Origin of the sequence: Moraxella sp. TY6 (assembly GCF_048551375.1) — a bacterium.
GTDB lineage: Bacteria > Pseudomonadota > Gammaproteobacteria > Pseudomonadales > Moraxellaceae > Faucicola.
In genome coordinates this window covers 154,968-169,021 of sequence record NZ_JBLYZJ010000001.1, presented here as the reverse complement: position 1 = coordinate 169,021, position 14,054 = coordinate 154,968, and the positions used below count along the sequence as shown (strand labels likewise).

Annotated in this window: 13 protein-coding genes and 1 pseudogene; 5 read left to right on the top strand and 9 right to left on the bottom strand. The window is 42.0% G+C overall.

The genetic code is table 11. The features are described from left to right. Positions 1 to 18 precede the first annotated feature (18 nt). From ACK1U4_RS00795 to leuA, 4 genes and pseudogenes are all read right to left on the bottom strand, one after another. A pseudogene (locus ACK1U4_RS00795) lies at positions 19 to 733 on the bottom strand (AAA family ATPase); the annotation flags it as partial. Between the two features lie 234 nt (positions 734 to 967). Continuing rightward, on the bottom strand, positions 968 to 1,411 hold the full coding sequence (locus tag ACK1U4_RS00790; RefSeq protein WP_419399786.1) for a resolvase: 444 nt from the start codon (positions 1,409 to 1,411) through the stop codon (positions 968 to 970). A 101-nt stretch (positions 1,412 to 1,512) separates the two neighbouring features. Further along, positions 1,513 to 1,833 (bottom strand): YcgL domain-containing protein, encoded by a 321-nt coding sequence (locus ACK1U4_RS00785; RefSeq protein WP_419399785.1) that lies wholly within the window; start codon positions 1,831 to 1,833, stop codon positions 1,513 to 1,515. 73 nt (positions 1,834 to 1,906) lie between these two features. Continuing rightward, positions 1,907 to 3,631, bottom strand: coding sequence for a 2-isopropylmalate synthase (gene leuA, locus ACK1U4_RS00780; protein ID WP_419399784.1), 1,725 nt, complete (start codon positions 3,629 to 3,631; stop codon positions 1,907 to 1,909). Positions 3,632 to 3,806: 175 nt separating this feature from the next. On the opposite strand from leuA, the gene ACK1U4_RS00775 reads away from it, so the two are divergent. Continuing rightward, entirely contained in the window at positions 3,807 to 4,268 is a 462-nt protein-coding gene (locus ACK1U4_RS00775) for an Lrp/AsnC family transcriptional regulator (RefSeq protein ID WP_419399783.1), read from the top strand. Positions 4,269 to 4,492: 224 nt separating this feature from the next. Here the strand turns inward: ACK1U4_RS00775 and ACK1U4_RS00770 are convergent, their stop codons facing one another. Next, on the bottom strand, positions 4,493 to 5,362 hold the full coding sequence (locus ACK1U4_RS00770) for a hypothetical protein (protein WP_419399782.1): 870 nt from the start codon (positions 5,360 to 5,362) through the stop codon (positions 4,493 to 4,495). Between the two features lie 443 nt (positions 5,363 to 5,805). On the opposite strand from ACK1U4_RS00770, the gene ahcY reads away from it, so the two are divergent. The 3 genes from ahcY (at position 5,806) to ACK1U4_RS00755 (ending at position 9,468) form a co-directional block, all read left to right on the top strand. Beyond that, the gene (ahcY, locus tag ACK1U4_RS00765; RefSeq protein WP_419399781.1) at positions 5,806 to 7,194 is read left to right on the top strand and encodes an adenosylhomocysteinase; all 1,389 of its coding nucleotides are present in this window, start codon (positions 5,806 to 5,808) and stop codon (positions 7,192 to 7,194) included. A 457-nt stretch (positions 7,195 to 7,651) separates the two neighbouring features. Further along, positions 7,652 to 8,635: a methylenetetrahydrofolate reductase [NAD(P)H] gene (metF, locus tag ACK1U4_RS00760; RefSeq protein ID WP_419399780.1), complete on the top strand. Its 984-nt coding sequence runs from the start codon at positions 7,652 to 7,654 to the stop codon at positions 8,633 to 8,635. 98 nt (positions 8,636 to 8,733) lie between these two features. Further along, positions 8,734 to 9,468: a hypothetical protein gene (locus ACK1U4_RS00755; RefSeq protein ID WP_419399779.1), complete on the top strand. Its 735-nt coding sequence runs from the start codon at positions 8,734 to 8,736 to the stop codon at positions 9,466 to 9,468. A gap of 3 nt (positions 9,469 to 9,471) precedes the next feature. Here the strand turns inward: ACK1U4_RS00755 and nfsA are convergent, their stop codons facing one another. Continuing rightward, positions 9,472 to 10,239: an oxygen-insensitive NADPH nitroreductase gene (nfsA, locus tag ACK1U4_RS00750; protein ID WP_419399778.1), complete on the bottom strand. Its 768-nt coding sequence runs from the start codon at positions 10,237 to 10,239 to the stop codon at positions 9,472 to 9,474. A 62-nt stretch (positions 10,240 to 10,301) separates the two neighbouring features. Between nfsA and ACK1U4_RS00745 the strand changes: the two genes are divergently transcribed. After that, on the top strand, positions 10,302 to 10,793 hold the full coding sequence (locus tag ACK1U4_RS00745; RefSeq protein ID WP_419399777.1) for a DUF3592 domain-containing protein: 492 nt from the start codon (positions 10,302 to 10,304) through the stop codon (positions 10,791 to 10,793). Positions 10,794 to 10,884: 91 nt separating this feature from the next. Here ACK1U4_RS00745 and ACK1U4_RS00740 read toward each other — a convergent pair whose 3' ends face one another. The 3 genes from ACK1U4_RS00740 to ACK1U4_RS00730 form a co-directional block, all read right to left on the bottom strand. After that, a complete protein-coding gene (locus ACK1U4_RS00740; RefSeq protein WP_419399776.1) occupies positions 10,885 to 12,015 on the bottom strand; it encodes a lipase secretion chaperone in 1,131 nt (376 codons plus the stop codon). Between the two features lie 30 nt (positions 12,016 to 12,045). Further along, positions 12,046 to 13,125 carry an esterase/lipase family protein gene (locus tag ACK1U4_RS00735; RefSeq protein ID WP_419399775.1) on the bottom strand — a complete coding sequence of 360 codons (1,080 nt, stop codon included), beginning with the start codon at positions 13,123 to 13,125 and terminating at the stop codon, positions 12,046 to 12,048. Between the two features lie 82 nt (positions 13,126 to 13,207). Then, the gene (locus ACK1U4_RS00730; protein WP_419399774.1) at positions 13,208 to 14,035 is read right to left on the bottom strand and encodes an HpcH/HpaI aldolase/citrate lyase family protein; all 828 of its coding nucleotides are present in this window, start codon (positions 14,033 to 14,035) and stop codon (positions 13,208 to 13,210) included. Between the last annotated feature and the right edge of the window lie 19 nt (positions 14,036 to 14,054).

Here is a 14,054-nt window from a genome sequence, read left to right as displayed (position 1 = left end):
TGTTGCTAGAATCTAGGGCGTCAGCCGTTAACAACCGAATCCAATCAATCAACTCTGATGTTGATGGCTGTTTTTTTAGCCCTTTTACCTCTCGCAGTTTATAAAATACCGCTAAAGCTTGCTCTACCAGCCTTTCTTGTAAATTGGGAAAATGCACCGCCACAATCTCACGCATGGTGTTTTTATCAGGAAAATCAATATAATGGAAAAAACAACGGCGTAAAAACGCATCGGGCAATTCTTTCTCATTATTGGACGTAATAATCACCACAGGGCGATGGTCAGCGGTGATGGTTTCGCCTGTTTCATACACATAAAACGACATTTTATCCAATTCATGCAATAAATCATTGGGGAACTCAATATCGGCTTTATCAATCTCATCAATGAGTAGCACCACACGCTGTTCACTGGTAAAGGCTTGCCACAGCTTGCCTGCCTTGATGTAATTGGCGATATCATACACACGGTCATCACCCAGTTGGCTATCACGCAGGCGAGATACCGCATCGTATTCGTACAGCCCTTGCTCGGCTTTGGTGGTGGATTTGATATGCCATGTCAATAACGGCATACCGAGGCTTTTGGCGACTTCTTCGGCAAGTAAGGTCTTGCCTGTCCCCGGTTCGCCTTTAATCAGTAGTGGTTTTTGTAGCACAATGGCAGAATTGACTGCCAATTTTAGGCTATCAGTGGCGATATAATTATCCGTGCTGTTAAATTGTTGGGTCATAAGTCATCCTAAAAAATCTAATCTATTTAGGACTTACGCAAAAGACACTGGATTCCTGCATTCGCAGGAATGACGAAATATTTTTAACTACTCGTCACCCCTGCGTATGCAGGGGTCTAGCGTCTTTATAAAGAAAAGATATTTTAAAATTGCGTAAGTCCTACTATTGCTAAAATATAAAAAAAGCCGAAAGTATTGGGCTTTCAGCTTATCAAATTTGAAAAATATTGGTAATTACACCGCCACATTGTCTGCCACTTTGGGTTTTTTGTGCATTTTATCCATGCCCATACGCACAATTTGCCATAAAAAGCCCAAAATACAGCCAACGGTAATCACAATCATAATCGGCAATAGTCCATTAAAAATAATCGCAGGGTCTTTGAGTAAAATACCATAAACCACCGAGATACTGGCTGGGGCGATGTCTGGCGGTGTGCCAAGTGATGTAGTTGGGGTGAGCAAAATCGCACATAAAATAATCCAACTTAATCCTGCCAATGTCTTTGGCAAGACACGCACCACCAAAATCCACAGCAATAATACCACGATTGAGAAACCAACATAAGCGTATAAAGGTAGGTTTTCTGGGGGAATGCCCTTGACCAGTTGCGTCCACCACACCACGATTTCACCAATCACGCCACCGATTTGGTCTAATGATAAAAATGCCAACATACTTCTGCCTTGCCAAAATTTGATTGCTTATTTTAACATGAATAGGATTTAAAATGCGATTGAAAATACTCGCTGACCAAATTTAGCTGATTATCAACACCCTACTGCCATTTATTTTGTTGGGCTTCTGCCATGTTTAGCTTGGCTTGTCGCAATAGCACGTCTTCTGGGGGCATTTGCACAAAGTAGCCTTGCTCGGTTAGCTTGGCTAATACCTCGTCCTTATTGACCCTTGCCAGTTTTTCGGTGGTGGCTAAATCTAAGTGCATGACAAAGGTTTCTCGTCCGATGGCTTGGCGGAAATCCTTAGGCAACACCGCAAGCCAGTCCTTGATTTGGTCAGTGTCATTCGGATAGTCTGGGCGAGCGATATAGACGTAAAGGTCGTCTTTTTTGCTAAATTTATAAATGTCACAGTGCATTTTTATCGCTCCTTATGCTTGATAAAAGGTTGTTGCTAAAATAACTGAAAGCTATTTTAGCATATTTCCCCCATTACCCCACAATGTCTGCCTGTGCCAATGCTGATAAAGTCGCCTTTAACATCGCTGAAACGGTACTGGCACACGTGCCAATCCCAGAATAAATCTCACCATCGACATTCAACTGCAAATACGCCACCGCATTGGCATCGGTACTGGTGACATCATTTTTGGTTAAAGCGTGTTCGGCATAGTTGATGACATGAATCGGCTTGCCAAAATGAGTTGATAACCCATGAATAAAGGCTGACAATGCCCCATTACCTTGACCTGTGATTTGCGATACCTCATCGCCAAAGCGAACTGTACCCGTAAAGGTCACGTCACCGCCTGTGTTATTGATTTGGTAATCCTGTAACGCAAGGGCTGACTGGTTCAAATAGGTCTGTTCAAACACGGCAATCACATCATCAGAGGTCAATTCGGTTTGACGGCTTTCGGCTTCGTGTTGAATCACTCGGCTAAAGTCAATTTGTGTCCAACGTGGTAAGCTAAAGCCAAAATCACGTTGTAAAATATACGCCACACCGCCTTTACCCGACTGGCTATTAATCCGTACCACATCTTGATAGCCACGTCCGATATGAGCAGGGTCAATCGGTAAATACGCCACATCCCATACGCCTTGGGTTTGCTCGGCATATTTTTCGTTATAATCCAAGGATTTTTTGATGGCATCTTGGTGCGAACCACTAAATGCCGTGAATACCAACTCGCCCACATACGGATGGCGTGGGTGAATCGGCAACTGATTGCATTCGCTCACCACTTGGGCAATTTCGCTCATGTTACTAAAGTCAAGCTGTGGGTCAACGCCTTGGCTGTACATATTCATCGCCATCACCATGATGTCCATGTTGCCTGTGCGTTCACCATTACCAAATAGCGTGCCTTCAATACGGTCAGCCCCTGCCATCAATCCCAACTCACTGGCAGCAACGGCTGTGCCACGGTCGTTGTGGGTGTGAAGACTGACAATCACGTGTTCACGCATCGGCAAGTTGCGACAGAAATACTCGATTTGGTCGGCGTATAAATTGGGGGTTGAACATTCAACGGTAGATGGTAAATTAAAAATCACCTTTTGACCCAAATCTGGTCGCCACACTTGACACACAGCATCACATACCGCAATCGAAAAATCCACTTCCGTCTGTGAAAAGCTCTCTGGCGAATACTCAAACGTCCATTCAGTTTCTGGATAGTCCTTTGCCAAATCACGTAATAAGGTCGCACCTTCTACCGCAATGGCAGTGATTTCATCCAAGCTTTTTTGATACACCTTGTCACGTTGGACTTTTGAGGTTGAGTTATATACGTGGACGATGGCTTTTTTTGCCCCTTTTAAGCTCTCAAAGGTACGGCGAATCAAATGCTCACGAGCTTGTACCAAAACTTGCAAGGTCACATCATCAGGAACATGACCGCCCTCAATCAACTGGCGAGTAAAATCGTATTCCACTTGTGCAGCAGACGGAAAACCAATTTCGATTTCTTTAAAACCGACTTTCACTAAAGTGTCAAAAAAACGCATTTTTTGCTCAATACTCATCGGTTCAATCAAGGCTTGGTTGCCATCGCGCAAATCCACACTCGTCCAAATTGGTGCTTTGGTAATCGTCTTGTCACACCAAGTACGGTCGGTTAACTTGGGGGCAAATGCAAAGGGTTGGTATTTAGTATGGTCGAACGCAGGGTTTTGCGGTGTGGTTTTTTTTGATACAGAAGCAGTTGACATGACAAATATCCTTATGAAAATGCACAAAATATAAAATCAATATATATAATGCGTATTATACCCAAGTTAACCCCACATTTTTCACCAAATTTCTTATTAAATTCAGAAAAATTTAGGTTTTTTCACCAAAAATAGTGTATATTTTATAATAAATCACTAATGCATATAAAAACCAATGACAAAACTCGACCACATCGACCATGCTATTCTCGAAGTGTTACAGAATAATGCCAAAATCAGTAATTTAGAGCTAGCAGAAAAAGTCAATCTTAGCCCTACCCCTTGTGCAAGGCGAGTGAAACAGCTTGAAGAACTGGGCGTTATCACAGGCTATCGACTACAGACCGACCCTAAACAACTGGGCTATCAGTTAGCGGTGTTTATCGCTATTAGTATGGATAAGCATACTGCCGAACGCTTTACCAACTTTGAAAAGCAACTCAGCGAATTTCCTGAAGTGGTGAGTTGTAGTATCGTGACAGGACGCAGTGAGGACTATTTGATAAAAGCTGTGGTACGGGACATGGCACATTATGAAGAGTTTTTGCTACATCGGCTCAATCGTCTTGAGGGGATTGTGCAAGTACATACCAGTTTTGAATTACGTGAGGTATTTTCTCGCAGTGTGATTGAGTAGCCTTTGATAAGTAAGCGAATAAAATATAGTTGTTTAAACTAGAAATAAAGTAGTTTTGTAGGAGCATATTACATACGCCTAAAATTTCAAACACTTCTTCTAAATTTAATTCACTATCATTTACGGTTTTGCATTCACACAATTCAAACAATAGTCAATAAAAAAGACGACACCCAAAGGCATCGTCTTTTTATCATTAATCCTACGATTAACTAATACTTAGATTAGAAGCGGTAAGTCACACCAACTTTAGCGATTGGATAAATGACTTGTTTATTTGCTAGTTTATCCATTAAGTCATCTTTTAGCTGTTGTTTAGCGTTGGCAACTGCTGGAAGGTCATTTGGATTGATATTAGTAACAGAACCATTTGCATCAACACTGGTAACAGTCGCAGCGTTTACATTCACGTCAGCTGCACTTTTACCCATGTAAGCTGCACCGACTTCACCAAATAAACCCCAACGTGCATTGATATTTGGACGGTAGCCCAAAGTCAAGTATGGTGCTAGATCATTACGTGGAGCAACTGCCACACCAACAGTAGAACCTTGAGAAACACTATATTTAGTACCATCAATAGTGAAATCAGTTGACCCACCATCATTGTTTAATAAGGCTTTAAATTCGTTGTCTTGGAAAATAACACCTGTACCAACAGTCAAACCATTAGCAAATGGACGAAGATTCACACCTAGGTATGGGTTGTTTAAGTCCAATTTATAGTTAATGTTACCATCGAAATCTTGATATTCATCACCTAATACTTTGTTCCAGTTGATGTATGAATCACTGCTATTGATGTCGACATCACCGTCAATTTTACCGCCAGTCCAACCAGCAACCAATTCAGTTTTATCGTTTACACCCCACGCTACGTTTGCACCATAGCCTAAAGTACCAACTTCTGCACTGACTGCACCTGGATGGGTTACAGTTTCAAAAACAGTTTTCGTACCAGTTAACACTTGGTTAGTGGTGTTCTGCACGACGCCAGTTTCTGGGTTGTAAGCAACAGGTTGTACCACTTCTGCAGCAAATGCAGAAGAAGCAATTAAAGCAGCTGGAATTACAGCAAGTTTTAACATTTTCATCATATAATCCTCAATTATTTTAGAAAGTATATTTTACCAGTAATTTATGCCAAATCCAATGAATTTGGCATAAATTCGCAAAAATCATCAAACAGACAGCATGGTAAAACCTCAATCAGTGATGTAAAGAATTGAAATATTCTGTTACATTGCCCTTAGTGCTATTAAACCCTAATCTAACGTTAAAATCATTGGTATTTATATACGAATTGTTTATCATTATGTAAACATCAATTGCTAAGTGTAACAATAATAAACTTTTGTTTTTGACAAAAACGTGACTTTTTTATCAGTATTTTTTACAATAGTGGCTAACGAGAGATGTTGCAATTTTGCTTAACGACTGCAAGATGAGGCTCGCTTTTTTTATATCAAATAAAAAATAAACAACGACATCTGCGTTTTTGACGCAATTTAACTTTAACAAACTTAAGGAAAACGGTATGAACGCAGTGTCAAATGGCTTTAGCGATTATAAAGTCGCTGATATCAACCTCGCCGACTTTGGTCGTAAAGAAATCAAACTTGCCGAAACAGAAATGCCTGCTTTGATGGGACTTCGCAAACGCTACCAAGACTCACAACCTTTAAAAGGTGCAAAAATTGTCGGCTGTATCCACATGACGATTCAAACCGCTGTGTTAATTGAAACGCTAGTCGCTCTCGGTGCAGAAGTGCGTTGGACTTCATGTAATATTTTCTCAACCCAAGACCATGCGGCGGCAGCGATTGCGGCGGCAGGGATTCCTGTGTTTGCGTGGAAAGGCGAAACCGAAGAAGAATACGAATGGTGCTTACGTCAGCAGATTTTTGAAGGCGGTGAAGAAGGCGGTAAACTTTGGGATGCCAATATTATCCTTGATGACGGTGGTGATTTGACCGCCTTGATTCACAACAGCTATCCGCAAATGCTCGATAATATTCATGGTATTTCGGAAGAAACCACCACAGGCGTACACCGCTTGCTAGAAATGCTAAATAACGGCACATTGAAAGTCCCTGCGATTAACGTCAATGATGCGGTAACCAAGTCAAAAAATGACAATAAATACGGCTGTCGTCATAGCCTAAACGATGCGATTAAACGTGGTACAGATATGCTGTTGTCAGGTCGCCGTGCGTTGGTCGTTGGTTATGGTGACGTGGGTAAAGGCTCGGCTCAATCGTTACGCCAAGAGGGTATGATTGTGCGTGTTACCGAAGCTGACCCAATTTGCGGTATGCAAGCCTGTATGGACGGCTATGAGTTGGTTTCGCCATTTGTTGATGGTGACCCTGCCAAAGGCGTAAACAAAACCCTACTGCAAGACACTGACCTTGTCGTGACCACTACTGGTAACTACCATGTGTGTAACGCTGAGATGTTAAAAGCCCTAAAATCAACCGCTGTCGTGTGTAATATCGGTCACTTTGATACCGAGATTGACACCCAGTTTATGCGTGATAACTGGAAATGGGTCGAAGTCAAACCACAAGTCCATCAAGTGTATCGCTCAAACGATGACAGCGATTATTTGATTTTATTGTCAGAAGGTCGCCTAGTTAATTTGGGTAATGCGACTGGGCATCCGTCACGCATTATGGATGGTTCATTTGCCAATCAAGTATTGGCTCAAATGCACTTGTTTGCCGAAAAATTTGCCAATTTACCTGCGGATAAAAAGTCTGAAAACTTGTATGTCAAAGTATTGCCGAAAAAGCTCGATGAAGAAGTGGCGGCGGCGATGGTGGCAGGCTTTAACGGTGTATTGACTAAGCTAACCCAAGAGCAAGCGGACTATATCGGTGTGCCTGTTGAAGGACCATTTAAACCTGATAGTTATAAATACTAAACTATTGTAATTTTATTTAAAATTAGAAAAGTGGTATAATTGAACTTATACCGCTTTTTTAACTGTAAATTCAAGGTATTAAAATGAACGTACAAGAAGCTTGTCAGTTACATTGTAGAAGTAGCAACACCCCAACAGCAATTATGGGCAATGCAAAATATTCAAATGAATTTATATCAAAAACTTATGGTAAAACAACCTGTAAGCCAAGAAGTTGATGAAAGTTTTGATTTTCCAACATTTCATCTATGTAAATATGAACCAATTAGTCGTGAACAACTTAATGACGAAATATGTGTAAGGCAAATGTTAGGGTAATATCTATTATTTCACAGCTTATAGAACCACAAACCGACCTTAATCAATTTTATTCATTAGCTTATAATTAAAATTCAATTCTATTCAACCTAAATCTCGTTATAATAGCCTTATTTACACATTGATTTAGGGACTTACCATGAATACCTCAGCGGATAACGCCACACTACAACGCCTAAAAGAAGTCGAAACCTTACTCCATAGCATCAAAGCTGACTTACAACCTGCTAAACCTAGCACAAAAATCATCACCACAACGAGCAAAACTTCTGCCACAGGCAATAAGCCTCGCTTTTCTTTTGAGTTTTTTCCTACCAAAACCGATGAGGGTCAAACCAAGCTGATTCACGTGTTTGACGAATTGAATGCCCTAAACCCCACTTATTTTAGTGTCACTTATGGTGCAGGTGGCTCGACCCGTGAGCGGACATTGGGGATTGTCAAAGCGTTAAGTGAACGTAGCGACACGCCTATTACGCCCCATTTATCGTGCATTGGTGATGATAAAGCCGAAATTGGTGAACTGCTCGATTATTATAAATCACTCGGTATTAACCGCATTGTCGCTTTGCGTGGCGATTTACCATCTGGGATGGGTGGTTTGGGCGAATTGCCGTATGCCCTTGATTTGGTGAAGTTTATTCGTGAGCATAGTAGCGATTATTTTAAAATCAAAGTAGCCTGTTACCCAGAAATGCACCCCCAAGCCAAAAGCTTTGAAGCGGATATTGATAACTTAGTCGCCAAGTACCATGCTGGGGCAAGTGAGGCGATTACCCAGTTCTTTTATAATGCCGATAGCTATCTATATTTGCGTGATGCGTTGGCAAAAAAAGGCGTATCACAAGATGATTTTGGCATTACCGCTGGGATTATGCCGATTACCAATGCGTCTAATTTGATTCGCTTTGCCGATGGCTGTGGGGCGGATATTCCTCGCTTTATCCGTAAGCAATTGGCGGATTTTGGTGATGATAAACAGGCGATTAAGGATTTTGGTTTTGAGGTAGTGTTTAAGCTATGTGAACGCTTAATCGCTGAGGGCGTGCCTGCGTTGCATTTTTATAGCATGAATCATATTCACCCAAATAAAGAATTGGTTGAGGCGTTGGGCTTATTATAAATAAAAATAGATTATGATGATGACACATAAAATTTGTTGCCAAATCAAAGTATTAACGATAAAATATTCCAATCAATAACAATTGTAAAGGAATACCCATGCAACTCAAATTAAACCATAAAACCTGCACCGTCATCCTCACCAGTCTATTCGCCCTAACAGGCTGTGCCACCACCGAGTTGCTTGAAGGTGGCTCATCAAGCCCACGCACTGTCACCACTAGCCAAAAAGTCGTGCTGACCCAAGACGAAGTGGTCGCTTTTGGTAAACCTGCCACTGCCCTACCCAATATGCCTAGCACCAGTCTAGTGATTGTGGGTGAAAAAAACAGCTATGTATTGAGCCAAGGCGGTTATGAAGTCGGACAATTATTAACCAATCTTGACCCACGTTATATCCAAGTCACCAAAGCCCTAGACTTTCATTCACCCAATAATGATGGACGCTTTCAAGGTAGCCTTGATATCGCTTATGCTAAACTAAAATCTAGCTTTACCCAAAGCGATTATGATTTTATGCTCCGCAATAAAGGTCAAGAATGTTCGACCGCCAGTGATTTACGCATGAATGCTCAACGTTTTTGTTTTAGCGTCCCTGTGCAAGGTGGCGTATATCCTGCGGTTAGTAATTTGGCATTGATTCAGTCACAGTCAGCATTTAAGGCACTATCCCATCCTTACCAAGTGTCGATTTATACCAACCAATCGACCACAACCACCACACAAAGTAATGGCGGTGGGGCAAATGCAGTGGGTAAACTGGTGATGTTGCCATTTGCATTGGCATTTGATGTGGTGACCTTGCCAGTGCAAGTGTTGGCAGGATTGAATTAAACCTTATTTTTTAGCATACCCTTGCTGATTCAAATAAGGCAAAATTTGCGGACGAGCAGGTTTACCCAAATAATTCATCACTGATTGCGTCCAATCCATGCCCGCTTGTCCACGCTCAACATAATAGGCTTTGACCGTATCATTATAGGCTTGCATTTGCTCAACCGTTGCAGGCTGATAGTGATTGGTCGATACCACCAACTCAATCGGCAAGCGTGGACGCATCGCAGGGTCTTGGTCGGGATAACCCAACGCCATACCAAACATCGGAAACACGCCTTTGGGCAATTGCAATAACTCGCCCAGCCGTGGCACATCATTACGCACACTGCCCAAATACACCCCACCTAATCCTAGACTTTCCGCAGTGACCAATAGATTTTGGGCGATAATCGCACAGTCCACCGCCCCCACAAGCGTGACTTCCGTCCAGTCAATTTGAGCCTCTGGCAATAGCTGTCGGTGGCGATGATTGTCCATACAAAAAATCAGTAACTCCGCACATTGCTCGACATAGGGATGTCCATATTTTTCACCGTCTTTGGCATTTTGAGCATCGGCACAGATACGGCGAATTTGGTAGCGTAAATCTGGGTCAGTGACACGAATAATACTGGCGGATTGTAAAAACCCTGTTGATGACCCTGCTATTGCCGATTGAAATAAAGTGTTTAGCAATTCTTCGCTAATCGGTTGCTCGGTAAATTTGCGGATTGAGCGATGGCTTAGGACGGTTTCTAGGGTGGGTTTACTCGTGATGACATTTGACATAAATATTCCTTAAAATTGTTTTATGTTGATAAGTTTTAGCGTAAATTAAAAGTGAAGTTATTATGGAAATCACAAAAATTCTAGCAGTATTATTGATAATCGGTAGTATTTATTACTTACTCAAAGCCCTATTTGATTTAAAGCTTGCCATACAATCTAACCAATGGGTAAAAACTCCTTGCACAATTAATGATATTGCCATGACTTCATATGAGGACGAAGATGATAATACTTGGTATGATGTTGCCATCAGTTATCAATATAAAGTTGGTGGACACACCTATCAAGGTTCAAGAAGAAATTTTAACAATGATACTCGATTAAACCTTAAAACCGCTCAAGCCATTGTCGCACAGTACGAGCCTTACCGTGCCTCACCCCCAAATGAACGAGCAACCTATCCGCAATCTCAAACATATAAAAAAGCCTATGCCTACTACAATCCCAACAACCCAAAGCAAGCTACTTTAGAAAAAGGTATCAAATTTGATATCTTCTTACGAATTATCTTATGCGTGGGTTTGATAGGCTTCTTGGTGGCGACTTTTTTTTAGAAAACACAGTTTCGTTTGATATTTCAGCCAAATTTCCACATGATATTTTTAATCCAATTTCTCAAATAAAAACTATCATGGATACAGGTTGTTAGTTTTCTAATTTTATCACAGCATCAAGGCGTAATTGTTCTTCTGGGGTAAACAGTTGCTGTTGTAATGTAGTAATGGCTTGTTGAGCTTGGGGATTATTGCCATATTGTTGTAGCAGTTGTTGGCGTTGCTGTTGGTAAATTTGGACTCGATTTTCAAAATTTGCCTGTTCTTGATCAAGCTGTTCTAAACGTTGTACCGCTTCTTCAGAAACATATTTTCGCCTCATGGCATTGATGGCTTGAGGGCTTGCCCCTTGCTGTTGTAGGCGTTGCGTTTCTGTCAATAGTTGCTCGATATTTTGCTGTTGTTGCAGTTGAGCTTTGACTTTGGGGTCACTAAATTGATTAATATAGGTTTGTTTGGCTTGGTCGATACGTTGCTGACGCTCCGCAGGCGTGATTTGTGCGTTTTGATTAATTGTCATCATTTGCAAACTATAATCGTTTAACGCATTATCTTGAGCAAAAAAAGCTTGACGTGTCGCAAGGTCAAAGAATTTGGCTTGGAGTTGTTGTACCTGTTGTAATTGCTTGGCGACCACACCCAAATCCATTGATAAAGCTGTACCATCATTGATTGGCTGACGTTGTTGATTCAACTGACTATCGACTTGGCTTAACGCTTGCAAATAATCCAAATAGCGGTGATACAAGGCGATGGCTTGCGATGACGCTGGCTCTGGCGTGTGTTGGCGAATATAGTCTTCAGTCCGCTGTCGAATTGCCTCTAGAGATTCTTCACCTTGAGCGGATAAAAAATAATCAAACAATCGCCTTAGCCCTTGCGTGACGACCAATTGCCGATTTTCATCAATAATGATTTCACCATCCACTGCTGTACCTTGCAATGACTGAGGCAAAGGCTTATCGGTAGTTGCCATGCCTGTATTTGCCATCATGGTTGAATTTGGCACACTGGCGACAGATGGTGTGATTTTGGCAGAGCCATTCGCTTGCACCTGAGTTTGGGCTTGAGCAGATGGTTTGTTTGAGGCATCTTTTGGCTTTAACCACGCCAATACGATTAACAATAGCACCATCAATGCGACAGCAAGCAATAACATGAGCCAAACTGACCAGCGTTTGAGTTGATGAAAGTTTGGTGAAGGTGATGGCGATTGGCTCATGGCGATAAACTTGATTGTCTATAAACTTGATTATAAGGCTTGTTGTTTAAGGCGATTGACATGGCTACGATACACCGCCAATGGGTTGGTATCTAGCAAGCTGACCACGCCAAAGACTTGATTGACCGAGTCTAAGTGGTTCATTTTATAATCATCACGAATCACTTGCCCAAGACGGCTAGAGCAACGAGATACCAAGCCATCGTTGGCTTCGCCTGCAAAACTGGTGGCAGTCAATGCCAGTACCGTGTCCGATGGGTCGACAGCAGTGGTGACAGGCTGAATACCACTAAAAGAATAATAACGCACCCCATTGACCACGCTGTCTTTGGGATAGCCACAATAACTGGTCGGCATGCCTGCAGGGAATTTTTGATTAAATTTTGTCGTATAATCAGTGGTCAACGCATTAACCGCTGACCAGCCATCTTGCTGTTGGATTTGGCTAAGTGGAATGCCAGAAGCCAAATCCATAAAACCACCGACAAAATTAAAGAACCCAATTGCCAAGGTTGAACCGAGATTAAATTGTCCTTGATTGACATCATAGCCACTTTGCTGACTACCATCCGTGACCATTTTCACCACCCAGTCCGCCATCTTTGAGCCTTGCTCTGGGCTAGATACCGCCGTTACCGATGCCACATATTTGGGAGCAACAGACGCAACATAGCGAATATCATGCCCCCCGTGGCTATGCCCTATCAGATTGACTTTCGGCTGACCTGTCACAGCGATGATGGTTTTGACTTGTTGCAATAACTGCTCGCCTCGCACTTCACTATCATTGACGCTAGAAGTTTTGGTGACAAAAACATTCGCACCATTTTGGGTCAAATCTTGTGGAATACCATGAAAATAATCGGCTATCCCAAACATTTTTGTCCAACCGCCCAAGCCATGAGCCAACACAATCGGATATTTGGTTTGGTCAAAATCAGACGTGACACGTACATCTTTGACCGCCACACAGCCTGTTGCAGTCGCACAATTATAATAGCTTGAGGCATTCGCCATGCCCATTACTAACACTGGGCTTAGTAATAAGCTGGCTTTTAATAATGTGGTTTTTAGCGATAAGGGTTTTGATAATAATGAAGAAGCAGACATGATAAATCATCCTTGATTTGTTAAAAATAAGTGCTGAACAAGCCATTAGAGTTTAGCATTTAAACGCTTAATATGCTACTTTTCATGCGTGTTGCTGTAATAATTTTTGGGCTTGCACAATCACAGGCGTATCCACCATTTCACCATCAATCGCAAATGCTGATAGCCCTGTTTGTTCATAATATGCCACCACTTTTTTGGCAAAAGTTAGTTGCTCATCGGTAGGTTTTGCCAAGGTATTAACAATACCGACTTGGTTGGGGTGAATACACAACATCCCCGAAAAGCCCAAATCTCGCCACCATTTGACACGCTCGGTCAAGCCGTCATTGTCATTAAATGGTGGATACACACATTCGATGGGTGCAGTTAAACCATTAATTTGGCTATGCAAAAGTAGCTGATAGCGTAATTGATTGGCGACCATCTGCCCTGCGTCACTGTCAGCTCGCACGCCCAATTTTTCACAGATATCCAAAAAGCCATAGCTTAACGCATACAAGCCTTGAGCGGTGGCAATATCCGCCACATTTGCCATGCCAATGGGGGTTTCGATTAGGGCGATAATGGGGGTGTTGGGAAAATGACAATGGACTTGGGCGATATCGTCTGCGGTTTCGACTTTGGGCAACACAATGCCGATGATATTGGGTAAATGTTTAACCAATTCAATATCTTGAGCAAACCAATCGCTACCAACTGCATTGACTCTCACCCAAACAGGCTTGGCAGTGTCTGACGTTAGATAGGTTTGTAAATTATGTTGGCATTGTTGTTTGACCGATTCACTAACGGCATCTTCTAGGTCGATGATGACCGTATCCGCCCCACGTTCAAAGGCTTTTGGCACTCGGTGAATGTCAATGGCAGGGACAAACAGATAACTACGGCTTTGGGGGATTTTTGACATGATAAACACCTTAATTTTG